This window comes from Nocardia sp. NPDC055165 (genome assembly GCF_053606985.1).
Window position 1 is genome coordinate 132,027 of the sequence record NZ_JBSGSS010000016.1, and the last position, 22,412, is coordinate 154,438.

Annotated in this window: 21 protein-coding genes; 12 read left to right on the forward strand and 9 right to left on the reverse strand. The window is 66.7% G+C overall.

Going from position 1 to position 22,412, the window contains the following annotated elements:
* Nucleotides 1–24: 24 nt before the first annotated feature.
* Nucleotides 25–2,403, reverse strand: a complete 2,379-nt coding sequence (locus ACWFRF_RS28070; protein WP_378994326.1) for a penicillin-binding protein — start codon at nucleotides 2,401–2,403, stop codon at nucleotides 25–27.
* A 372-nt stretch (nucleotides 2,404–2,775) separates the two neighbouring features.
* On the opposite strand from ACWFRF_RS28070, the gene ACWFRF_RS28075 reads away from it, so the two are divergent.
* Nucleotides 2,776–3,099 (forward strand): WhiB family transcriptional regulator, encoded by a 324-nt coding sequence (locus tag ACWFRF_RS28075; RefSeq protein WP_056821932.1) that lies wholly within the window; start codon nucleotides 2,776–2,778, stop codon nucleotides 3,097–3,099.
* Between the two features lie 113 nt (nucleotides 3,100–3,212).
* Here ACWFRF_RS28075 and ACWFRF_RS28080 read toward each other — a convergent pair whose 3' ends face one another.
* Both ACWFRF_RS28080 and ACWFRF_RS28085 read right to left on the reverse strand, forming a co-directional pair.
* The gene (locus ACWFRF_RS28080; RefSeq protein WP_378994324.1) at nucleotides 3,213–4,346 is read right to left on the reverse strand and encodes an ArsA family ATPase; all 1,134 of its coding nucleotides are present in this window, start codon (nucleotides 4,344–4,346) and stop codon (nucleotides 3,213–3,215) included.
* Complete coding sequence (locus ACWFRF_RS28085; protein ID WP_378994322.1) at nucleotides 4,343–5,380, reverse strand: ArsA family ATPase; 1,038 nt, start codon at nucleotides 5,378–5,380, stop codon at nucleotides 4,343–4,345. Before ACWFRF_RS28085 ends, ACWFRF_RS28080 begins: the two co-directional genes overlap by 4 nt.
* 59 nt (nucleotides 5,381–5,439) lie before the next feature.
* On the opposite strand from ACWFRF_RS28085, the gene ACWFRF_RS28090 reads away from it, so the two are divergent.
* From ACWFRF_RS28090 to ACWFRF_RS28100, 3 genes are read left to right on the forward strand one after another with little or no spacing between them, the layout of a single operon-like run.
* Nucleotides 5,440–5,601: a DUF4177 domain-containing protein gene (locus ACWFRF_RS28090; protein ID WP_101464811.1), complete on the forward strand. Its 162-nt coding sequence runs from the start codon at nucleotides 5,440–5,442 to the stop codon at nucleotides 5,599–5,601.
* 2 nt (nucleotides 5,602–5,603) lie between these two features.
* The gene (locus tag ACWFRF_RS28095; protein WP_211300352.1) at nucleotides 5,604–6,065 is read left to right on the forward strand and encodes a RidA family protein; all 462 of its coding nucleotides are present in this window, start codon (nucleotides 5,604–5,606) and stop codon (nucleotides 6,063–6,065) included.
* Nucleotides 6,066–6,074: 9 nt separating this feature from the next.
* On the forward strand, nucleotides 6,075–6,869 hold the full coding sequence (locus ACWFRF_RS28100; protein ID WP_378994320.1) for an MBL fold metallo-hydrolase: 795 nt from the start codon (nucleotides 6,075–6,077) through the stop codon (nucleotides 6,867–6,869).
* A gap of 170 nt (nucleotides 6,870–7,039) precedes the next feature.
* On the opposite strand, the gene ACWFRF_RS28105 is transcribed toward ACWFRF_RS28100, so the two are convergent.
* Together ACWFRF_RS28105 and ACWFRF_RS28110 are read right to left on the reverse strand one after the other, a co-directional pair.
* Entirely contained in the window at nucleotides 7,040–7,714 is a 675-nt protein-coding gene (locus ACWFRF_RS28105; protein ID WP_040703546.1) for a Crp/Fnr family transcriptional regulator, read from the reverse strand.
* 134 nt (nucleotides 7,715–7,848) lie between these two features.
* Nucleotides 7,849–8,091, reverse strand: a complete 243-nt coding sequence (locus tag ACWFRF_RS28110; RefSeq protein WP_056821920.1) for a hypothetical protein — start codon at nucleotides 8,089–8,091, stop codon at nucleotides 7,849–7,851.
* 167 nt (nucleotides 8,092–8,258) lie between these two features.
* On the opposite strand from ACWFRF_RS28110, the gene nth reads away from it, so the two are divergent.
* From nth to ACWFRF_RS28130, 4 genes are read left to right on the forward strand one after another with little or no spacing between them, the layout of a single operon-like run.
* Complete coding sequence (gene nth, locus ACWFRF_RS28115) at nucleotides 8,259–9,017, forward strand: endonuclease III (RefSeq protein ID WP_378994498.1); 759 nt, start codon at nucleotides 8,259–8,261, stop codon at nucleotides 9,015–9,017.
* Nucleotides 9,014–9,658, forward strand: a complete 645-nt coding sequence (locus ACWFRF_RS28120; protein WP_452453045.1) for a TlpA family protein disulfide reductase — start codon at nucleotides 9,014–9,016, stop codon at nucleotides 9,656–9,658. The genes nth and ACWFRF_RS28120 overlap by 4 nt, the downstream gene beginning before the upstream one ends.
* A gap of 40 nt (nucleotides 9,659–9,698) precedes the next feature.
* Nucleotides 9,699–10,427, forward strand: coding sequence for an NUDIX hydrolase (locus ACWFRF_RS28125; protein ID WP_378638735.1), 729 nt, complete (start codon nucleotides 9,699–9,701; stop codon nucleotides 10,425–10,427).
* Nucleotides 10,424–11,617 (forward strand): MarP family serine protease, encoded by a 1,194-nt coding sequence (locus ACWFRF_RS28130; protein WP_378638738.1) that lies wholly within the window; start codon nucleotides 10,424–10,426, stop codon nucleotides 11,615–11,617. Before ACWFRF_RS28125 ends, ACWFRF_RS28130 begins: the two co-directional genes overlap by 4 nt.
* A 284-nt stretch (nucleotides 11,618–11,901) precedes the next feature.
* Here ACWFRF_RS28130 and ACWFRF_RS28135 read toward each other — a convergent pair whose 3' ends face one another.
* The 4 genes from ACWFRF_RS28135 to acs form a co-directional block, all read right to left on the reverse strand.
* Complete coding sequence (locus ACWFRF_RS28135; RefSeq protein ID WP_452453048.1) at nucleotides 11,902–12,906, reverse strand: alpha/beta fold hydrolase; 1,005 nt, start codon at nucleotides 12,904–12,906, stop codon at nucleotides 11,902–11,904.
* Between the two features lie 55 nt (nucleotides 12,907–12,961).
* On the reverse strand, nucleotides 12,962–13,489 hold the full coding sequence (locus ACWFRF_RS28140) for a phage holin family protein (protein ID WP_378638743.1): 528 nt from the start codon (nucleotides 13,487–13,489) through the stop codon (nucleotides 12,962–12,964).
* Entirely contained in the window at nucleotides 13,486–14,715 is a 1,230-nt protein-coding gene (gene nhaA / locus ACWFRF_RS28145) for a Na+/H+ antiporter NhaA (protein ID WP_452453051.1), read from the reverse strand. The genes ACWFRF_RS28140 and nhaA overlap by 4 nt, the downstream gene beginning before the upstream one ends.
* Before the next feature lie 147 nt (nucleotides 14,716–14,862).
* Complete coding sequence (gene acs, locus ACWFRF_RS28150) at nucleotides 14,863–16,821, reverse strand: acetate--CoA ligase (protein WP_452453053.1); 1,959 nt, start codon at nucleotides 16,819–16,821, stop codon at nucleotides 14,863–14,865.
* Nucleotides 16,822–17,209: 388 nt separating this feature from the next.
* On the opposite strand from acs, the gene ACWFRF_RS28155 reads away from it, so the two are divergent.
* From ACWFRF_RS28155 to ACWFRF_RS28170, 4 genes are all read left to right on the forward strand, one after another.
* The gene (locus tag ACWFRF_RS28155) at nucleotides 17,210–18,808 is read left to right on the forward strand and encodes a peptide ABC transporter substrate-binding protein (protein ID WP_452453054.1); all 1,599 of its coding nucleotides are present in this window, start codon (nucleotides 17,210–17,212) and stop codon (nucleotides 18,806–18,808) included.
* 63 nt (nucleotides 18,809–18,871) lie between these two features.
* The gene (locus ACWFRF_RS28160) at nucleotides 18,872–19,798 is read left to right on the forward strand and encodes an ABC transporter permease (protein WP_452453056.1); all 927 of its coding nucleotides are present in this window, start codon (nucleotides 18,872–18,874) and stop codon (nucleotides 19,796–19,798) included.
* Nucleotides 19,791–20,720 carry an ABC transporter permease gene (locus ACWFRF_RS28165; RefSeq protein ID WP_452453058.1) on the forward strand — a complete coding sequence of 310 codons (930 nt, stop codon included), beginning with the start codon at nucleotides 19,791–19,793 and terminating at the stop codon, nucleotides 20,718–20,720. The genes ACWFRF_RS28160 and ACWFRF_RS28165 overlap by 8 nt, the downstream gene beginning before the upstream one ends.
* Entirely contained in the window at nucleotides 20,717–22,411 is a 1,695-nt protein-coding gene (locus ACWFRF_RS28170; RefSeq protein WP_452453060.1) for an ABC transporter ATP-binding protein, read from the forward strand. Before ACWFRF_RS28165 ends, ACWFRF_RS28170 begins: the two co-directional genes overlap by 4 nt.
* The last annotated feature ends 1 nt before the right edge of the window (nucleotide 22,412 follow it).

A 22,412-nucleotide genomic window follows, 5' to 3' on the forward strand; every position in this document is an offset into this window, starting at 1 on the left:
CGGACGGCGGCCTTTGTCGTGTGACTAGCGCGGCACCGGGATGGGGATCGGTGGCAGGCGCGGAATCTGCGGCAGCCCCGGAATCACCGGTGCCGGCGCGGCGGGCGGGGGAGTCGTCGGCGCGGGCACCCGGACGGTGCCGTCACTGATGTAGATCGTGACCACCGAGCCCGGAATGGCCGAGCCGTTCGGCGAACTGCCCATCACCGTGCCCTTGGCCTGCGAACCGGCGCCCGTCACCGCGGAGACCTGGAAGCCTGCACCGGACAGGATCGAGGTGGCCTCGCCCTGCGACTTGCCCGCCACATCGGGGACCTGGGAGTTGTTCGCGCCGCGGACGTACTTGTCGTCCACCGGCGGCAGGCCCGGCGGCGGGAACCGGTCCATCAACGGCTTGATGGCGTTGAACCAGGTGCGGGCCGGTTCGTTACCACCGAACAGGCCGGAGGCATCGCTGGCGCCGCAGTTGCGCAGCGGGAACGAGCAGATCTCGCCGGGGGTCGGGCTGTCGCCGTAGACGTAGACCGACGAAGCCAGCGCGTTGGTGAAGCCGAGGAACGCCGAGGAGCGGTGGCTCTCGGTGGTGCCCGTCTTACCCGACATCGGTGCCGACCACCCGGCCGCGCGCGCGGCGCCCGCGGCGGTACCGCTGACGTCGTCCTTGCTCATCGCGTTGGCGAGGGTGTTGGCCAGACCCGGGTCGACCACCTGCTCACAGGCCTGTTGGGTGAGCGGAACGGTCTTGCCGCTGCGGTCGACGACCTCCTTGATCGGCGAGGGCGGGCACCACTTGCCGCCCGAGCCGAGCGTGGCGGCCACGTTCGTCAGTTCGAGCGGGTTGATCGCGAACGGGCCGAGGGTGAACGAGCCCATGTTGTTGTTCTTGATGTGGTCGGCCAGGCTTGAGTTGCCGTGCCCGGAGGTGCCGGGGTTGGTGTAGGACCGCATGCCCAGGCGCACGGCCATGTCCACCGCGGCCGAGACGCCCACGTCCTGGATCATCTTCACGAAGGTGGTGTTGGGCGAGGTCGCCAGCGCGTCGGTCACCGACATCGACCCCGGGTAGTTGCCCGCGTTCTTGACACACCACGAGTCGGCCGGGCAGCCCGGCGAGTTCGAGTAGCCCATGCCCCTGGCGGCGTAGGTGCCGGGGACGTCCACCTGGGCGGCGATGCCGAGGCCCTTCTCCATCGCGGCGGCGGTGGTGAAGAGCTTGAAGATCGAGCCCGCGCCGTCACCGGCCATCGAGTACGGCTGGCCCAGCAGCGTCTCGTTGGCGTCGCGGTTGAGGCCGTACGTGCGGCTCGACGCCATCGCGAGGACGGGGTGCGAATCCTGACCGGGCGCGACCACCGACATCACCTCGGCGATGTTGTCGAGGTCGGGGTTGGCCTGCTCGTTCACCGAACGCTTCACCGATTCCTGCAGCACCGGATCGAGTGTGGTCTTGATCAGGTAGCCGCCCTTGTCGATCTGCTCGCGACTGATCCCGGCCTCGGCCAGGTACTGCAGCGCGTAGTCGCAGAAGAAGCCCTTGTCGTTGGCGGAGATGCACCCGCGCGGCAGGCCCTTGGGTTCGGGCAGCACGCCGAGCGGTTCGGCCTTGGCCTTGCGGAACTCCTCGGCGCGGTGCGGGATGTTCTGGATCAGCGTGTCGAGCACGGTGTTGCGGCGGTCGGTGACGCCGGCCACGTTGGTGTAGGGGTTCAGCTTGGAGCTGGACTGCACCATGCCCGCCAGCATCGCCGACTGGGTGATGCTGAGCTGGGACGCGTCGATGCCGAAGTAGGTCTGCGCGGCGTCCTGGATGCCGTAGGAGCCGTTGCCGAAGGGCACCAGGTTCAGGTAGCGGGTGAGGATCTCGTCCTTGGACAGTTCGCGGTCCAGCGTGAGCGCCATCCGGATCTCGCGCAGCTTGCGCGCCGGTGTCGTCTCGATCGCGGCGCGGCGTTCGGCGTCGGTCTTGGCGACCACGAGCAGGTTGAAGTTCTTCACGTACTGCTGGTCCAGGGTCGACGCGCCCTGCTGCACGGCACCGGAGGAGGTGTTGGTGAGGAACGCGCGCAGCGTGCCCTGCCAGTCCACGCCCTTGTGGTCGGAGAAGCGCTTGTCCTCGATGGACACGATCGCCAGCTTCATGTTGTTGGAGATCTTGTCGCTCGGCACTTCGAAGCGGCGTTGCTCGTAGAGCCACGCCAGCGGCGACCCGTTCGCGTCGACCATCGTCGACACGGCGGGGACCGTGCCCTCCACCAGTTCGGCGGAGACATTGTCGACGGCGTCGGCGGCGCGGTTGGAGATGAATCCGAATCCACCGGCCAAGGGGAACAACAGCCCAGCGACAAGCACGGCGGCCAGCGCGCAGCTGCCGGCCAGCCTCGCGAGCGTTTGAGTGATCGGCACGATCCCAGACTAGAGGGTGGGGTGGTGAGGTTCACGGCTGTGCTGCTCGACGGGGAATGTCCGGGCGGTGCCAGGGGGGTTGCTCGGGCGTGTCAACAAAATGATCACATCGGCGTGTCGCGACCGGCCACGCCGGTGATCAGCACTACTGCGCGGTTCTGGCCCGATTTGAATGGACGCCCGTACCAAAAAATCGGGGGGCGGTCTTGCGTAACCGCCATACCTTTACCTAGATTGAGAACCCAGTGTGATAGAGCTAACACTCAAAGTGGAATGTGGTGCGGGACGCAGCGGTAGTTGGGTTGCTGTGATCCGCGCTCGCGATTCTGGAGCGCCGCACAACGGTGTTCGGACTGCAAAGGGGCACATCAAATGCACATCACAACCCCCATCGCTCGACTGGATGTAGAGCAGGCCGAGGCAAGGATCGCTTGGGTTGCCCAGGCGCGATGCAAGGAAGTGGACCCTGATCAGCTGTTCGTTCGCGGTGCGGCGCAGCGCAAGGCGGCAACGATCTGCCGTCACTGCCCAGTGCTGATGCAGTGTGGTGCCGACGCCCTCGACAATCGCGTCGAGTTCGGTGTGTGGGGCGGGATGACCGAGCGGCAGCGGCGTGCGCTGCTCAAACAGCATCCCGACGTGACGTCGTGGGCTGAATTCTTCAACGCCCAGCGCCAGCACCAGGTAGCTATCTAGCAGACGAGACCGGACCGTTATCACAAACGGCGCCGAGACCGCGTGGTTTGCGGAATCGGCGCCGTTGGTGAGTGTTACCGGATTGTGAGCTATAGCGGATTTGTCTGAATCGATCAGGCCGAAGCCGGGGTACCGGTCAGCTGATCGCCGACGGCGCGCAGTGCTTCGAGATCCGAGACCTCGAAGGGCAGCGCGGTCACCGAGACGATCTTCACCCGCGGGTGCGCACCGGTGAAGCGGTGCAGCAGCCGCCGCTCCCGCGCCGCCGTCGACACCCGATCGGCGTGGATGCGCAGCACCGATGCGGTCAGCGGGTTCGAATCAGCCAGCTGGTCGGCGGCAGTCAGCGCGTGGTCGCCCGACAGCTCCGACAACGCGGGATGGGTCCGGTTCAGCACCAGACCGGCCAGCGGCATCTTCTCGGTCGACAGCCGGTCGACGAAGAACGACGCCTCGCGCAACGCGTCCGGCTCTGGCGCGGCGACCACCAGGAAGTGGGTACCGGGCTTGGACAGCATCGCGAAGGTGCGCTCGGCCCGGTCCTGGAACCCACCGAACAGCGATTCCAGCGATTGCAGGAACGTCGAGGCGTCCTTGAGCATCTGCCCGCCGACAATCGTCGACACCCCGCGCATCGCCAGGCTCATCGCCCCCGTGACGATCCGGCCGACACCGCGTCCCGGCGCCATGATCAACCGGATCATCTTGCCGTTGAGGAAGGTGCCGAGCCGCTTGGGCGCGTCGAGGAAATCGAGCGCGTTGCGAGACGGGGGAGTGTCGACCACGATCAGGTCCCACTCCTTACGCGCGGCCAGCTGGCCGAGCTTCTCCATCGCCATGTACTCCTGCGTGCCGCCGAACGACGACGCCACCGTCTGATAGATCGGGTTGGCGAAGATCTGCTCGGCCTTGTCCGCGCTGGTGTGCTCGAGCACCATGTCGTCGAAGGTGCGGCGCATGTTCAGCATCATCGCGTGCAGTTCACCGGGCACCTCGGGACCCAGCTCCACGCGCTGCGGGGTGTTGTCCAGTTCGGCCACGCCCAGCGACTGCGCCAGCCTGCGCGCCGGATCGATGGTCAGCACCACCACCTTGCGACCCGATTCGGCCGCTCGCAGCGCGATCGAGGCCGCGGTGGTGGTCTTACCGACGCCGCCGGACCCGCAGCACACGATCACGCGGGCACTCGGGTCGGCGATGATCTGCGAGACATCCAGCGCGGGCGGGGTGGAAACGTGCTCGCTCATCGGACTCCCTGCGCGGATAGCTGTTCGGCCAGTTCGTAGAGGCCACCGAGGTCGATGCCGTCGCCGAGGGCGGGCAGGGACAGCTGGGGGACGTCGATCTGCGCCAGTTCGGCGGCACTCGCGTTCTGTGCGGTCAGCACGATCGCATGGTCGACCGTTTCGGCGATCAGGCCGTCGAAGTCCGATTCGGACAGGGTGATGCCGGCCTTCGCCAGGTCGGCGGCGACCGCGGCGGTGTCGAGTTCGCCCGCCACGGCCGTGTCGCGCTGAGCCGGGGTGAGTTCGGCGGTGGCCGCCCGGTTGACGATCACCGTGCCGATCCGCAGATCGTCGGCGGTGAGCTCGGCGATCGCGTCGGCGGTCTCCTGCACCGGCAGCGCCTCGAGCAGCGTCACCAGGTGGATCATCGTCTGATCGGAATGCAGCAGGTTGGACACGCCCTCGGCCTGCGAGGCGATCGGACCGCCCTTGGCGATCTCGGCCATGGCCGTGGTGACGTCGAGGAAGCCTGCGATCCGGCCGGTCGGCGGCGCGTCGACGACGATGTCGTCATAGGCGGGTTTGCCGTCCTTGCCGACCCTGACCACACACTCTTTGATCTTGCCGGTGAGGATCACGTCGCGCAGACCGGGCGCGATCGTGGTGACGAACTCGATGGCGCCCATCCGGCGCATCGCCCGCCCCGCGAAGCCGAGGTTGTAGAACATGTCGAGGTATTCGAGGAACGCGTACTCGATGTCCAGAGCCAGTGCCGTCACCTCGCCACCGCCGTCGGCGCTGGCGATATGGGTCTCGGTGGGCGGCAACGGTGGCCGATCGAACAACTGCGCGATGGACTGGCGACTCTCGACCTCGACCAGCAGCACTTTGCGTCCCCCTGCGGCGAGCGCGAGTGCGAGTGCGGCCGAAACGGTCGACTTGCCGGTGCCTCCCTTGCCGGTCACGTAGTGCAAGCGGGCCTTGGCCGCGCGCTGTGGCCATCCGGTCGACGGTTCGGGAACCGACGAAACCGGCTCTGCTGTTGGTGCTCCCACGCCGCCGAGCCTATAACCCGTTTCGCCCAGGCGTTCGGGGTGAGCCCTAAACTCACACCATGAGTGAAGTCACCCTGTGGGAGTACGCGACCGTGCCGCTGTTGACGCACGCGACCAAGCAGATCCTCGACCAGTGGGGGTCCGATGGCTGGGAGCTGGTCTCGGTGCTGCCCGGACCGACCGGCGAACAGCACGTCGCCTACCTGAAGCGGCAGAAGTAGCCGTGGCCACCGCGTGGAAGGACGCGCTCGACCGGCTCGGTGTCACCCTGCCGCCGGTCGCCGCTCCTGTCGCGGCCTACATTCCCGCCGTGCGCACCGGTTCGCTGGTGTACACCTCCGGCCAGCTGCCCTTCGTCGACGGTGAATTGTCGGCGGTCGGCAAGGTCGGGGCGGAGGTGGATGTGGAGCAGGCCAAGGAGGCCGCCCGGCTGTGCGCGTTGAACGCGCTCGCGGCCGTGCACGACCTGGTCGGGCTCGACCAGGTGGTGCGGATCGTGAAGGTCGTCGGATTCGTCGCCTCGGCACCCGGATTCAGCGATCAGCCGATCGTGATCAACGGTGCGTCGGAGTTCCTCGGTGAGGTGTTCGGCGAGGCGGGCGTGCACGCGCGCTCGGCCGTCGGCGTCTCGGAACTGCCCAAGAACACGCCCGTCGAGGTGGAATTGATCGTCGAGGTCGGATAGGCAGCCGTCATGGCACTGGAACATCCCGCGTACAGCCAGGTCAGGCCGGTCACTGCGACGGCATCGGTACTACTGGCCGACAACCCCAATCAAATGACGCTCGACGGCACCAACACCTGGCTGCTGCGTGGCCCGGACAGCGATTCCTATGTGGTCGTCGATCCGGGACCGAAGGACAAGAAACACACCGCCGACATCGTCGAGGCCACCGGCGGCCGGATCGCGTTGACGCTGATCACCCATCACCACCACGATCACACCGGCGGCATCGATCACCTGGTGAAAGCCACCGGGACGCCGGTGCGATCGGTGGACCCGGCGTATCTGCGTGGCGCGGTCGTGCCGCTGGTGGACGGCGAGGTGATCGAGGCCGCCGGCCTGCGGATCACGGTGCTCGGTACGCCGGGACACACCACCGATTCGGTGAGCCTGCTGCTCGACGACGCGGTGCTCACCGGTGACACGGTCCTCGGCCGCGGCACCACGGTGCTCGAATCCGCGCCGGGCGCGCTGGCGAACTTCCTCGCGTCGCTGGAAAAGCTGCGTGAGCTGGGCGCGGGTAAGGCATTGCTGCCCGCGCACGGGCCCGACCACCCCGATGCGGCGCCGGTGGCGCAGTACTACCTCGACCACCGGCGTGAGCGGCTCGACCAGGTGCGGGCCGCGCTGGTCGAACTGGGTCCCGGCGCCGGCGCTCTCGCGGTGGTCCGCAAGGTGTACGCCGACGTGGACAAACGCCTGTGGCCCGCCGCGCGCAGTTCCGTGCAGGCGCAGCTGGAATACCTGCGGGCCGAACAGAACTGAACACCGGTCGATCGCCGACGCGCTTGCCGTGTCGGCGATCGAGTGATGTCCGGCGGACAACGGCCGATGTCCCGGCACAACGAAACCGCGGTGGTGTGGACGAGGCCCTCTCCTCGTGAGCCCACACGCATCAACGGTCCCGTCATACCGGGACGGCAGGTGTTCGAACGTCAGCGAGCGCGACGTGCCAGACGCTCGGAATCCGAGATCAGCACGCTCTTGCCCTCGAGGCGCAACCATCCGCGATGAGCGAAGTCGGCGAGCGCCTTGTTGACGGTTTCCCGGGAAGCACCGACCAGCTGGGCGATCTCTTCCTGGGTCAGGTCGTGGGTCACGCGCAGCGCGCCCGCTTCCTGGGTGCCGAAGCGCTGTGCGAGCTGCAGCAGCGCCTTGGCGACGCGACCTGGCACGTCGGTGAAGATCAGGTCGGCGAGGTTGTTGTTGGTGCGGCGAAGGCGTCGTGCCAGCACGCGCAGCAGCTGCTCAGCGATCTCAGGGCGCTGATCGATCCACGACTTGAGTGCGTCGCGGTCCATCGTCACGGCGCGGACCTCGGTGACCGTGGTTGCGGTCGAGGTACGCGGGCCCGGGTCGAAGATCGACAGTTCACCGAACATGTCGGACGGACCCATGATGGTCAGCAGGTTCTCCCTGCCGTCCGGGGACCGCCGGCCGATCTTCACCTTGCCCGTCGTGATGATGTACAGCCGATCGCCGGGTTCGCCCTCGTTGAAGATGACGTGGCCGCGCGGAAAATCTACGGGCTGCAGCTGCTTGGCGAGCGCGGCCACCGCGGTGGGCTCGACGCCTTGGAAGATGCCTGCTCTGGCGAGGGCCTCGTCCACGAATGTGCTCCTTATGGGATATGGCTTGCGAACCTGGTCGAGCGAATCGACCAACCGCGCAGTCTACGCGGCATTCCGGCACCGCAGTGACAGACACCACGTAAAGAGTGGATTGCGCGTTGAGAATCGATCGTTTAGCTCGCCCGTGCGACATCCAATTCGGAGGTACGGGAACGGCGCTTGCGCACGCGCGCCACGGCGGCGGGCAGGCCGAGCTTCGTCAGCTCTTTCACTTCGGCGTTGCTGGCGTTGTCCAGGTACTGCTGAACCTCTTCGTCGGGTTCGAGAAGCTTTCGGAGCCGATTCTCGACCCGCTCCATCCCCAGCGCGAACAGCATCAACAGCACTGGGAAGAGCACCACAGCGAGTCCTTGCATGACTGGCAGTAAACACGGTCCAGGTCTCAGATGGAACACAGCGGGCAAACTGGCCGGGCAATGTTGTCGTAGTGGTTCCGTATGGTGAAGCGGTGCCCGTTTCCCCTGCCCCCGCCGCCGCCGGCGATGCCGATCCGGCAGCGGATTCGGCCGCCGTACCCACCGGCATCTCGGCCGCTCGCAAACGCAAGAACCGTGCGATAGCTGCGGAAACGCGGATCGGACTGGTCCGGCGCGCCCGCCGGATGAACCGCACGCTCGCCGCGGCGTTCCCCGACGCGCACTGCGAGCTCGACTTCACCACGCCGCTGGAACTGGCCGTCGCGACGATCCTGTCCGCCCAGTGCACCGACGTCCGGGTGAACCTCACCACTCCCGCCCTGTTCGCGAAGTACCGCAGTGCCTACGACTACGCGCAGGCCAACCGGGTGGAGCTGGAGGAATACATCAGGCCCACCGGCTTCTACCGGAACAAGACCAGTTCGCTGATCGGCCTCGGCCAGGCGCTGGTCGAAAAATACGACGGTGAATTGCCTCACACTCTGGACGAATTGGTGAAATTGCCCGGGATCGGGCGCAAGACGGCCAACGTCATCCTCGGCAACGCGTTCGATGTGCCCGGTATCACCGTCGACACCCATTTCGGCCGGTTGGTGCGTCGCTGGAAGTGGACCGACGAGGAGGATCCGGTCAAGGTCGAGCACGCGGTCGGCGCGCTGTTCGAGCGCAAGGACTGGACGATGCTCTCGCACCGGGTGATCTTCGAGGGGCGTCGGGTGTGCCATGCGCGCAAGCCGGCCTGCGGCGCGTGCATGCTCGCCGGCGACTGCCCGTCGTTCGGGCTCGGCCCCACCGACCCGGCGGTGGCCGCGGAGTTGGTGAAGGGCCCGGAGCGCGATCACCTGCTGAACATGGTCGGCCTGTGAGCGAAGCCTCGCTGCTACGGCGGCCCGCTGTGCGCTGGGTACTCGCCGCGGTGATCCTGGTGGTCGCCGCCACGGTGGCGCTGTGGCCGCGTGAGGGTTCGCAGACCACCGGCGTCGTTGCGCAGACATCGCAACAGACATCGGGCGTGTCGGCCGAGGAACGAGCGGCGGCGGGGTCCCAACCCTGCCCGTCGCCCGCGTCCGCATCCGGATCGGGGCCGCTGGCCGGTCTCCAGGTGAGCTGTCTGGCGGACGGCACGCCCGTCGATCTCGCCGCGGCGCTCGCCGGAAAGCCCGCGCTGCTCAACCTGTGGGCCTACTGGTGTGGACCCTGCGCCACCGAGTTGCCGCATCTACAGGAGTTCGCGCAGCGGGCGGGCTCGGCACTCACGGTCATGACCGTGCACAGCGATCCCGACGAGGCGAAGGCACTGTCTCGGCTGACCGGACTCGGCATCACCCTGCCCGGCGTCGAGGATCCGCAGGCCGCCGTGCGCAGTGCGGTCGGTGCGCCCGCGGTGCTGCCCGTCTCGGTGCTCGTGCGGGCCGACGGCACCATCGCGAGCGTGGAGGTGCGTACGTTTGCCGACGTGGCCGACATCGCGGATACGGTATCCGCGAAGCTCGGGGTCACGGTATGACAGAGGACGTAACAGTGGCGTGTGGATCGAAGGCGATGGCGTGAACGATGTAGCGAGGCTCGACGATTCCGGCGTTCCCTCGTGGTTGCGCACCGCGATCAGATCCGGCGGCCCCGACGCCGACGACACGCTCGCTACATCCCGCGCCCTGCGCCGGGCCATGTCGATCACCGGCAGGCCACGCCAGGCAGCTGTCCTCGTGCTGTTCGGCGGCTCGCCCGACGCCGATGAGTCGGTGCCAGGGGGCCTGCCCGCCGACGCCGACGTCCTGCTCACTCAGCGTGCCTCGACCATGCGCCAGCACCGCGGCCAGATCGCGTTCCCCGGCGGCGCCGAGGATCCCGGCGACGACGGCCCGGTCGGCACCGCCCTGCGCGAAGCCGCCGAGGAGACCGGACTCGACCCGGCCGGTGTCCAGCCGTTCGCGCTGCTGCCGAAACTGTTCGTTCCGCCGTCGAAATTCGACGTGACCCCGGTGCTCGGCTACTGGCGAGCACCCAGCGCGGTCCGCGTCGTCGATCAGGGCGAAACCGAGCGTGTCGTGCGTGTGCCGCTCACCGAATTGCTCGATCCGGCACACAGATTCATGGTGCGTGGCAGTCTCGGCTACCAGAGCCCCGCGTTCCAGGTCGACGGCATGCTGGTGTGGGGACTCACCGGCGGTATTCTCGCCGGCATCATCAAATCCGCTGGCTGGGAACGAAACTGGGATCGGGGCGACGTGCGTGACCTGGAGAGCTCGCTGGCTGCGGTCGGAATGACCCTGTGACCGCCTCGGTATGGCTCGACATCGCGGTGGTACTGATCGCGCTGGTCGCGGCGTCCACCGGCTGGCGGCAGGGCGCGGTGGCGTCGGCGCTGGCGTTCTTCGGCGTCGCGCTGGGCGCCGTCGCGGGCATTCTGATCGCACCGCACATCCTCAAGCACCTCAGTGAGGGTCGCAGCCGGGTACTCGGCGGCATCCTGCTGATCGTGCTGCTGGTGATCGTCGGTGAGGTGGCGGGCATGGTGCTCGGCCGGGCCGCGCGCACCAGCATCCGCCAGCCGGTCGCCCGCAGCGTGGACAGTGTTGTCGGTGCGGTGTTGCAGGCGGTGACCGTGCTGGTCGCGGCCTGGCTGCTCGCGTTGCCGCTGGCCACCGCGTCCCAGCCCGCTGTCGCCGCCGCGATCAACGGGTCGAAGGTGCTCGCCGACGTCAATTCGGTCGCGCCGGACTGGTTGCGCAAGGTTCCCAACGAATTCTCCAAGCTGCTCGACACGTCGGGCTTGCCCGATGTGATCGGCCCGTTCGGCCGAGCGCCGATCGCCGCCGTCGAACCGCCGGATCCCTCGGTGCTGGCCAGCCCGGTTGCGGCGTCGCTGCAGCAGAGCGTGCTGCGCATCCGCGGCACCGCACCCAGTTGCCAGCGGGCGCTCGAAGGTTCCGGCTTCATCGTCGCGCCGGAACGCGTGATGACCAACGCGCACGTCGTGGCGGGCACCAACACCGTGTCGGTCGACACCGCGCGCGGTGCGCTCGACGCCACCGTGGTCCTGTTCGACCCGTCCAAGGACATCGCGGTCCTCGCCGTCCCCGGTCTGACCGCCCCCGTGCTGCCCCAGGCCCCTGAGCCCGCGAGTTCGGGCGAGAGCGCGATCGTGCTCGGTTACCCCGGTGGCGGCCCGTACACCGCCAGCGCGGCCCGTGTCCGCGAGACCCTCGACCTCACCGGCCCGACCATCCACCGCGACGGCACCGTCGAACGTGAGGTCTACACGGTGCGCGGTCAGGTCCGCGCGGGCAACTCCGGCGGCCCGCTGGTCGACGCCGAGGGCCAGCTCCTCGGCGTGGTCTTCGGCGCGGCGGTCACCGACGACGACACCGGCTACGTCCTCACCTTGCACGAGGTCGCGTCCGAACTGGCCGCAGCCGCCCCGAGCAGCACCCCCGTCAACACGGGCGCCTGCGTACTGAGCTGATCACCCAGTCCCCGAGTAGCCAGAGGTACGTCGACGCACGGCGCACACCGCCTGGGCCCGGTAGTCCCGGTATGTCTGTACCCCAAGGGGCCCGCCCCGATCTGGACTGACCGAAGGGTGCGACGAAGGAGTACCCGTAGGGAGGGAAGATCGGGGCCTCAGGGGCCCCGCTCGAGCGCGCCAGCGCTCCAAAAACACAGCCTCCAACTAACCCGGACCCGGTCGAACCCGATACGTCCCTACCCAAAGGCCAGACCCATTTCGAGCGCGCCGGCGCTCCGAAACTACGGCGAAACCAAGTCGTCGTGCGGCGGCGACCCGTTCACACCGTTCTGCTCGCGCCAGTGCGCGGTCAGCGCCTCGTTGACCCTGCTGGGGTTCTCCTGATGGGCGTAGTGCCCCGCACGCGGAATCGAGACCAGCGTCCGATGGGGCGATAACGACTCCCCGCGCCGGAACGTGGCGTCGAGCAGATACGAGTCGTGCTCGCCGCGCAGCATCAGCACCGGGATGTCGATCGGGGTGCGCATCGTGGCCATGAACCGCTTACCGTCCGGTCGCCACTGACTGCGAAACGCCCAGCGCTGATACTCCAGCGCACTGTGCGCGGCCCCCGGTATCCGGATGGCATGCCGCATCCGCGACGCGGTCTCGACGAATTCCGCAGTGCGCGACCAGGATTCACCGACCCGATCATGCAGCAGGCGCTCCACCTCGGCGCCACCACGTCGGGTGAGCAGGTTTTCGGGATAGCGCGGCAGCTGATACCGCAGGAAATCGGGCAACCAGGTCGCCCGTTGGGCCGGATCGCGCAGCACGGCGCTCTTGAGCGCGGCGGGATGCGGCGAGCTCACCAGCGCGATCGAGCGGACCAGTCGCGGATGCAGCACCGCGGTGGCCCAGCAGACCAGTCCGCCTTCGGCGTGGCCGACGAGCGTGGCCTCGGTGTGCCCGAGCGCCCGGACCAGGCCGGCGATGTCGCCTGCGAGGGTCCAGCCGTCGTAGCCACGCGGTGGTTTGTCGGTATCGCCGTAGCCGCGCAGGTCGACGGCGACGGTGCGATACCCGTGGCCTGCCAGCGCGGTCAGCTGATGCCGCCACGACCACCAGAAATCGGCGAAACCGTGCAGCAGCAGCACCAGGGGCGCCTCGGGGCGGTCCGCACCGTCGGTTTCGGCGACAACTGCTTCGACGACGTGGAAGCGGATTCCGTTGGCGTGCACGTCCCGGTGGGTCCACGGTCCGTCGAAACGGACACTGGAGGGATCCGGGAATGAATTGGACGACACGCCGATCGAGCCTAGTGGGCGGGTCCGGCTGTTGCGACCGGGCCCGCCCGGCGCGTCATCGGTTGCTCGACTTCTCCAGCGAAGTGGCGCCCGCACCACTGGATCCGATGGCCGCGTGCGCGTCGGCCGCATCGCGGTGGGTGAACGCGGCGGGCAGCACCTCGGCGGCCTGCTTGAGCGAACCGATCGTCTTCTCCGGCGCGCGCACCTTCCGTACCTTGAGCCAGCCGAGCAAGGCCAGCAGGACAGTGGTGAGCACCATCAGCAGGAACACGATCAGGAACGCGGCCCAGCGCCACAGCCACATGTCGAGCAGCTCGGCGAGGAAGAAGAAGAAAAAGAACGAGCTGAACAGCAGCACTGTCAGCGCGAGGATGAAGAAGACGCTGCCGGTGAGGCCCTTCTTGATCTCACCGGTGACCTCGGCCTTGGCCAGCGCCACCTCGGCGCGCACCAGTGTCGACATCTGCTCGGTGGCATCGCGCACGAGGCTGCCGATGCTCGCCGATCCGGGCGGATTGGCGTCGGTCAACGGGATCGAAGTGACCGTCCGACCGTCATTTCCGCCTTGGGTGTAACTCACTTCGTCGACCCTTCTCCCTGTGGTAACTGGTCTGCATCGCGGCGCGCCTGGTGCACACGTCCTCGGCGCAACAGTAGCGCCGATCCGATCAGCGATGCTGCCATCGAGGTCACCAGAACGGCGGCCTTGGCAAGATCGATGGCATCGTCGCCGACGTCGGCGAGCGCGAGTTCCGCCACGAGAAGGCTAACGGTGAACCCGATCGCGCCGAGTACCGACAGGGCGAACATGTCGCGATACTCCAGTCCGGCTGGGCGTTTCGCCCAGCCGAGTTTGATAACGACCCAGCTCACACCGAAGATTCCGATGGTTTTGCCGAGCAAGAGCCCGAGGATGATCGCCAGCGCGAGCCGGTCGGTGAACAGTGATCCGAACACTGCGCCGTTGAGCGGCACACCGGAGGCGAACAGCGCGAACACCGGTACGCAGAAGCCGGCCGAGATCGGTTGCACCACATGCTCGAGGTGCGTCGCGGGCGCGATCTTCTCGCCGGGATCCTTGCGGACCCTGGTGAGCAACCCGAGTGCGACGCCGGCCAGCGTCGGATGGATGCCCGCCTCGTGCAGCGCGTACCAGCACACGAGCGCGACCGGAATATAGAACAGCGGCGTGTGCAGGCGCAGCTTCTGGGCCAGTGCCCACACCCCGCAGCAGGCGAAGGCGGCGGCCAGCCACAGCAGCGACAGCGAGGCGGTGAACAGCACCGCGATGAGAATGATGGCGAGCAGATCGTCGACCACGGCCAGGCTCAGCAGGAACACCCGCGCACTGGTGGGGATCCGCGAACCGGTCATCGCCAGGATCGCGAGCGCGAAGGCGATATCGGTGGCGACGGGAATGGCCCAGCCCTTGTCCATGCCGGGTACGCCGTGGCCCACCACCAGCGCGATCACGGCCGGGGTGATCACACCGCCCACCGCGGCGATGACCGGCAGCGCGGCCCGTTTCGGGTCGCGTAGCTCGCCGACGGCGAACTCGCGTTTGAGCTCGAGCCCGGCCACGAAGAAGAAGATCGCGAGCAGACCGTCCTTGGCCCAATCGGCCAGGGTGAGGTCGAGGTGCAGTGCGGGAATGTCGAGGCGGGTGTCGATCATCGTCTGGTAGCTCGCGCCCCACGGCGAGTTCACCCAGATCAGGGCCACCGCGGCGGCCACGAGCAGCAGCGCACCGCCGACGGTTTCGGTGCGGAGATAGCGGGTGAGCTCGGAGCGGACGCGCGTGATCAAGGGCAAGCCTTCCGGCAGAGGTCGACGGAACTGCGGGCGCTCATCGACTCCGATTCACGACCGCATGCCGACCAGACTTCCCGGCACACCTTTACTCGATCCTAACGGACCCGGCCGGTGACATTTGAGGTCACCGGCCGGTGCGCGTCAGTTGCTCCCGGTGCGAATGGCCTCGAAAACGCCCGGATCGACCAGCGTGGAGGTGTCGCCGAGCTCGCGCCCTTCGGCGACATCGCGCAGCAGCCTGCGCATGATCTTGCCGCTGCGGGTCTTGGGCAGTTCCGGCACGATGTGGATCTCGCGTGGCCGCGCGATCGGGCTGATCTCCTTGGACACCTGCGCCTTCAGCTCGGCGACCAGGTCGGGCCCCGCCGACGCCGCGGCCTCGCCGGTGAGGATCGTGAACGCGACGATCCCCTGTCCGGTGGTCGCGTCGGTGGCGCCGACCACCGCCGCTTCGGCGACGGCTGGATGCCCCACCAGCGCGGACTCGACCTCGGCGGTGGAGATGCGGTGTCCGGAGACGTTCATGACGTCGTCGACCCGGCCGAGCACCCACAGGTCGCCGTCGGCATCGAGCTTGGCCCCGTCGCCGGCGAAGTACCATCCCTGCTCGGCGTAGCGCTCCCAGTAGGTGGCGCGGTAGCGATCCATATCGCCCCAGATGCCGCGCAGCATCGACGGCCACGGCTTGTCGAGCACGAGGTAGCCGTTGGCCTCGGTCTCACCGAGTTGCACCGGTTTGCCCTCTTCGTCGACGACCGTCGCGGAGATGCCGGGCAGCGGGCCCATCGCGGCGCCCGGTTTGGCCGCGGTGACGCCGGGCAGTGGCGCGATCATGATGGCGCCGGTCTCGGTCTGCCACCAGGTGTCGACGATGGGAGTCTTGTTCGCGCCGAAGACTTCCCGGTACCAGCGCCAGGCTTCGGGGTTGATGGGTTCGCCGACGGAGCCGAGCAGTCGCAGGGTGCTCAGGTCGTGGGCGTCGGGGATCTCACGACCCCATTTCATGAAGGTGCGGATCAGGGTGGGTGCGGTGTAGTAGATGGTGACGCCGTACTTCTCGATGATCTGGAAGTGGCGGTGTTCGTCGGGGGAGTTGGGGGTGCCTTCGTAGACGACCTGGGTGGCGCGGTTGGCGAGGGGGCCGTAGACGATGTAGCTGTGTCCGGTGACCCAGCCGATGTCGGCGGTGCACCAGTAGACGTCGTCTCCGGCTTTGTGGTCGAAGACGTTGTGGTGGGTGTAGGCGGTTTGGGTGAGGTATCCGCCGGTGGTGTGCAGGATGCCCTTGGGTTTTCCGGTGGTGCCGGAGGTGTAGAGGATGAACAGCGGGTGCTCGGCGGGGAAGGGCTGTGCGTCGTGGGAAGGTGAAGCGGCGGCGACGGTTTCGTGCCACCACAGATCGCGACCGTCGGTCCACGGCACCTCCGTGCCGACCCGGCGCACCACGAGCACGTGCTCCACCGACGACGGCACGTCGCCCTTGGCGGCCAGCGCCTCGTCGACGGCCTCCTTGAGCGGTGCGGGCTTGCCGCGCCGCCACTGTCCGTCGGTGGTGATGATCAGTCGGGCCTCGGCGTCGTCGACCCGCTGGCGCAGCGCGCTCGGCGAGAAGCCCGCGAACACCACCGAGTGCGTGAGTCCCAGCCGCGCGCACGCCAGCATCGACACGATCGCCTCGGGCACCATCGGCATGTAGATCGCGACGCGATCGCCTGCCGCCAGTCCGAGCTCGGTCAGATAGTTCGCCGCTCGCGAGACCTCCTCCAGCAGTTCGCGGTAGGTGATGTCGCGCGAGTCGCCGGGTTCGCCTTCCCAGTGGATAGCGACCTGATCGCCGTGCCCGTCGATGACGTGGCGGTCGACGCAGTTGTAGGCGACGTTGAGCTCGCCGTCGCCGAACCAGCGCGCGACCGGCGCGTCGGTCCAGTCGAGTACTTCGGTGAAGGGTTTGTGCCAGTGCAGCCGGTTGGCCTGTTCGGCCCAGAAGCCGTCGCGGTCGGTCTCGCCACGGTCGTAGAGCGTGGCGTCCGCGTTGGCGGCGGCGGCGAATTCCGCACTGGGCGGAAACGAGTCCTGGTGTCCTGCAGCAGTTTCGGTCACGTCGGTTCAGCCTCACATGCCTGGTGCGGTCGGGTCGGTCGCCGGGGTGCGGCCCAGCTGTCTAGACAGTAGCCAACTGACCCGCGACGGCGTGTCCCGTTGTCGTGACGATGTTTCGCGGCGGTCAATAGGGCTAGTTCATCCGATGACTTCGCCGGACAGACCGGACGGTCGCGAGCTATCGTTTTTACTCAACGGTTCAGCTGAGCGTTCCCGATATTTGTTCATATTTTTCTGCCGAGAGCGAGGGGCTCGGCAATTTTTCCTGCGTTTCCAGCGAGTAACCGTACTGATACATGTGAACTGAAAATGGCTCGGATCGCTGAAAAATCCAGCCGGAGCCGCTAACCTCCGACCGTTAGCCACGGAATTGAACCGGGAGAGAGCGTTGAGATTCATCAGAGCGACCGCGCTGGTCGCGGCGGGACTGGCGGCCACAAGCCTCGGTCTCACCGCGTGCTCGTCCGACGACAGTGCTGATTCGAGCATCGTCACCACCAATGCGGGCGAGCCGCAGAATCCGTTGGTGCCCAGCAATACCAACGAGAACATGGGCGGCCGTGTCGTCGACCGTTTGTTCGCCGGGCTGAAGTACTACGACGCCAGCGGTGAGGCCCACGACGAGGTGGCCGAGAAGATCGAGACGGCTGATCGGAAGTCGTACAAGATCACTATCAAGCCGAATTGGAAGTTCGCCGACGGCACCACGGTCACCGCGAAATCGTTCGTCGACGCGTGGAACTACGGCGCACTCGCCGACAACGCGCAGCTGCAGAGCTACGTGTACAGCCCGATTGCCGGGTTCGACGAGGTGAGTGCCGAGAATCCCACCGTCAAGACGATGTCGGGCTTGAAGGTTGTCGACGATCGCACCTTCACCGTCGAGTTGAAGTCGCCCTCGATCGACTTCGAGAGCGCGCTCGGCTACGCGCCGTTCTATCCGCTGCCCGATGCCGCTTTCAAGGATATGAAGGCGTTCGGTGAGAAGCCGATCGGCAACGGTCCCTACGCGTTCGGTTCGTGGGAACACAACGTGAAGATCGATCTCACGCCCAACCCGGACTATCCCGGTGGCCGCCCGGCCAAGAACAAGGGCCTGCGATTCGTGATGTACCAGTCCTACGACACCGCGTACGCGGATCTGCAGGCCGGAAATCTCGACACACTCGACACCATTCCCGACAGCGCGATCACCACGTACGAGAGCGATCTCGGCGACCGTGCCATCACCAAGCCGACCGCGCAGAACCAGCACATCGGCATCCAGACCACCGTGCCGCATTTCGGTGGCGAGGAAGGCATTCTGCGCCGCAAGGCCATCTCGATGGCGATCAACCGCCCGCAGATCATCGACAAGATCTTCAACGGCACGCGCACGCCGTCGCGCGACTTCACCGCCGCGACCCTGCCCGGCTACGACGCGAACCTGCCGGGTGCGGAAGTGTTCGATTACAACCCCGACCAGGCCAAGAAACTGTGGGCGCAGGCCGACGCGATATCGCCGTGGTCGGGTCAGTACCAGATCACCTACAACAGCGACGGCGGCCACCAGGCCTGGATCGAAGCTGTCGCCAACAGCGTGAAGAACACCCTCGGCATCGACGCGGTCGCCAACCCGATGCCGACGTTCAAGAACATTCGCGACGCGGTGAACGCCAAGACGATCGGTACCGCGTTCCGCTATGGCTGGCAGGGCGACTACCCCACGATGATGCAGTTCCTCAGTTCGCAGTACTACAGCTTCTCCGAGACCAACAACGTCAACTACAACAATCCCGAGGTGGACCGGCTGTTCAACGCCGCCCTCGCCGCCCCCACACAGGCGGATTCCTACAAGCTGATCGCGCAAGCGCAGGCGATCATGATCAAGGAGATGGCGGACATCCCAGTGTTCGACTACGTCGCCAACGCGGGCCGCTCGGACAAGGTCACCAAGGCCGAGCTCACCTGGAACGGCCTGTTCGACTTCGAGAACATCGAGAAATAGAACTCGACAGCTGGGCCGGGCCACTGCGAAGTGGCTCGGCCCCGGTCGTTTTCGGAGGAAACGATGGCTTGGTACGTAGTTCGGCGTCTGCTCCAGATGATCCCGGTATTCCTGGGCGCGACGCTGCTCATCTATGCAATGGTCTTTCTGATTCCGGGTGACCCGATCAAGGCGCTGGCCGGCGAGAAACAGTTGACGCCGGCCGCCGAGGCGGTACTGCGCGCCCGGTATCACCTCGATCAGCCTTTCATCGTGCAGTACCTGCATTATTTGAAGGGAATTCTGACTTTAGATTTCGGCACCTCGTTCTCGGGTAGACCGGTCCGCGAAGAACTCGAACGCGCCTTCCCGATCACCATCAGGCTGGCGTTTCTCGCCGTGTTCATCGAAGGTCTTTTCGGCATCTTGTTCGGCATGATCGCCGGGTTGCGAAAGGGCAAGCTCTTCGATTCGACAATGCTCATCGCGAGCCTGGTGATCATCGCGCTGCCGGTGTTTGTCGTCGGTTATCTCGCGCAATTCTTTCTGGGTGTGAAATGGGGGATCGCCCCGGTTACTGTCACGGGTAAAGCGAGCCTGAGCGAGTTGATCGTTCCCGCGTTCGTGCTCGGCTCGCTGTCGTTCGCCTATGTGCTGCGGCTGACCCGAAACTCGGTGGCGGAGAACAAATCCGCCGACTTCGTTCGCACGGCGACGGCCAAAGGGCTCGGGCGCCGACGCGTGGTGCGCGTGCACATTCTGCGGAATTCGATGATCCCGGTCGTCACCTTTCTCGGCGCCGATTTCGGCGCGTTGATGGCGGGTGCGATCGTCACCGAGGGCATCTTCAACATTCCCGGCGTCGGCGGCACCATGTACCAGGCGATCATCCGCGGCGAGCCACCCACGGTGGTGTCGTTCGTGACGGTGCTGGTGGTGGTGTTCCTGATCGTCAACCTCGTGATCGACCTGCTCTACGCCGCACTGGACCCGAGGATCCGCTATGCATGACAAGCAACAGCATTTCGTGGCCCCCGCCGACGAGGTGGAGGTGCTCGCCACCGACCGTGTCCTGGACCAGGGCACCCCGACCAGTATCTGGGGCGACGCGTGGCGGCGACTGCGCCGAAACCCCGTGTTCCTGGTCTCGGTGGTGTTGATCGTGTTCGTCATGCTCGTGGTGGTGTGGCCGTCGCTGTTCACCAGCCAGGACCCGCGGTTGTGCCTGGGGGAGTTCGGCATGGAGGGCCCGCGCGAGGGTCATCCGTTCGGCTTCGACAAGCAGGGTTGTGATGTCTATGCCCGCACCGTCTACGGCGCGCGTGCGTCGGTGAGCGTCGGCATCGCATCGGCGATGCTGTTCCTGCTGGTAGGTGGCATCCTCGGCGCGATTTCCGGTTTCTACGGTGGGCTGCTCGACACGATCGTCTCGCGCATCGCCGAGATCTTCTACGCCATTCCGATGGTGCTGGCCGCGATCGTGCTGCTGCAGCTGCTGCGGCCCGCGGGGATCATGACGGTCGTCGCGATCCTGGTGGCCTTCACCTGGCCGCAGGCCGCGCGCATCACGCGTGGCGCGGTGGTCGAGGCCAAGAACAGCGAATATGTCACCGCCGCGAAGGCGCTGGGCGTGTCGCGTCTCGGCACGCTGATGAAACACGTGCTGCCCAACTCGGCGAGTCCGCTGATCGTGGTCGCCACCATCTGGCTCGGCGTCTTCATCGTCACCGAGGCGACGCTGTCCTATCTCGGCGTCGGTCTGCCGCCGAGCATCGTGTCCTGGGGCGCCGATATCGACCGCGCCAAGACCGAGATCCGTACCTCGCCGATCCTGTTCTATCCGGCGACCGCGCTGGCCATCACCGTGCTGAGCTTCATCATGCTCGGCGACGCGGTGCGCGACGCGCTCGATCCGAAGGAGCGCACCCGATGAGCCTCGACAAATCCGCGCCCGAGCCCCTGCTCGAAATCCGGGACCTGGACGTCGGTTTCACCTCCGACGGCAAGGAGATCCCCGCCGTCCGCGGCGTGAGCCTCACCGTCTACCCCGGGCAAACCGTCGCCATCGTCGGCGAATCCGGCTCGGGCAAGTCCACGACCGCGCACGCCATCATCAACCTGCTGCCCGGCACCGGCAGGGTCACGGGCGGTTCGATCCTGTTCGACGGCAAGGACCTGACGAAAGCGTCGGAGAAGGAGATCGTCGCCATCCGCGGCAACGGCATCGGCCTGGTTCCACAGGACCCGATGTCGAACCTGAACCCGGTGTGGAAGATCGGCTTCCAGATCCGGGAAACCCTGGTGGCCAACGGTATCGCCACCGGCGCCGCGGCCCGCGAACGCGCGGTGGAACTGCTGGCCGAGGCGGGTATGTCCGATGCCGAACGCCGCGTGAACCAGTACCCGCACGAGTTCTCCGGTGGTATGCGCCAGCGCGCGCTCATCGCGATCGGCCTGTCGTGCAGGCCGAAACTGCTGATCGCCGACGAGCCGACCTCGGCGCTCGACGTCACGGTGCAACGCCAGATCCTCGGCCATCTCGAACAGCTCACCACCGAGCTGGGGACCGCGGTGCTGCTGATCACCCACGACCTCGGCCTCGCCGCGGAACGGGCCGAGCACCTGGTGGTGATGTATCGCGGCAAGGTGGTGGAATCCGGTCCCGCACTGCAGATTCTGCGCGATCCACAGCACGCGTACACCAAGAAGCTGGTGAACTCGGCGCCGTCGCTGGCGGCATCGCGGATGTCGTCGTCGCGGCAGCGGGCCGAAGTGCGCGCGCAGGCTGTCGAAGTGGCTGTCGCCGAGAAGGCATCCGACGCACTGCCCGACACCGTGCTCGATGTGCGAAACCTGTCCAAGGCATTCAAGATTCGCGGCAAGCGGCCGTGGCTGTCCACGGACTTCGTGGCCGTCGACGAGGTGAGTTTCACGGTCTGTCGCGGCACCACCACCGCGATCGTCGGTGAGTCGGGATCCGGCAAGTCGACCATCGCGCAGATGGTGCTCGGCCTGCTCGAACCGACGTCGGGCACCGTGGAGTTCGACGGCAAGGACGTCGCGAAGCTCGACAGCAAGGGCGCGTTCGCCTTCCGGCGGCGGGTGCAGCCGATCTTCCAGAATCCCTACGGCTCGCTCGATCCGATGTACTCGATCTTCCGCACGATCGAGGAACCGCTGCGGGTGCACAAGATCGGTACTCCCGCCGAGCGCGAAGCGGTGGTGCGTGACCTGCTCGACAAGGTGTCGCTGCCTGCGTCGGTGCTGCGGCGCTATCCCAACGAGTTGTCGGGCGGGCAACGTCAGCGGGTGGCGATCGCCCGCGCGCTGGCCCTCTCGCCCGAGATGGTGGTCTGCGACGAGGCGGTCTCGGCGCTGGACGTCCTGGTCCAGGCTCAGATCCTCACCTTGCTCAACGACCTCCAGGCCGAACTGGGGCTGACGTATTTGTTCATCACTCACGACCTGGCGGTTGTTCGGCAGATCGCGGACAACGTGTTGGTCATGCGCGAGGGGAAGGTGGTGGAGGCGGCCACAACGGACGAGGTGTTCGCATCTGCGCGCGAGGAGTACACACGGGCATTGCTCGAGGCGATTCCTGGTCGCGAGCTGCTCACGGGGTAAG

What these genes read in the sequence shown, in the direction of transcription:
- ACWFRF_RS28075 (WP_056821932.1), top strand. Translation starts at nt 2,776, where the DNA reads ATGCACATCACAACCCCCATCGCTCGACTGGATGTAGAGCAGGCCGAG.
- ACWFRF_RS28080 (WP_378994324.1), bottom strand. Translation starts at nt 4,346, where the DNA reads ATGAGCGAGCACGTTTCCACCCCGCCCGCGCTGGATGTCTCGCAGATC.
- ACWFRF_RS28090 (WP_101464811.1), top strand. Translation starts at nt 5,440, where the DNA reads ATGAGTGAAGTCACCCTGTGGGAGTACGCGACCGTGCCGCTGTTGACG.
- ACWFRF_RS28100 (WP_378994320.1), top strand. Translation starts at nt 6,075, where the DNA reads ATGGCACTGGAACATCCCGCGTACAGCCAGGTCAGGCCGGTCACTGCG.
- ACWFRF_RS28110 (WP_056821920.1), bottom strand. Translation starts at nt 8,091, where the DNA reads ATGCAAGGACTCGCTGTGGTGCTCTTCCCAGTGCTGTTGATGCTGTTC.
- ACWFRF_RS28160 (WP_452453056.1), top strand. Translation starts at nt 18,872, where the DNA reads ATGGCTTGGTACGTAGTTCGGCGTCTGCTCCAGATGATCCCGGTATTC.
- ACWFRF_RS28165 (WP_452453058.1), top strand. Translation starts at nt 19,791, where the DNA reads ATGCATGACAAGCAACAGCATTTCGTGGCCCCCGCCGACGAGGTGGAG.
- ACWFRF_RS28170 (WP_452453060.1), top strand. Translation starts at nt 20,717, where the DNA reads ATGAGCCTCGACAAATCCGCGCCCGAGCCCCTGCTCGAAATCCGGGAC.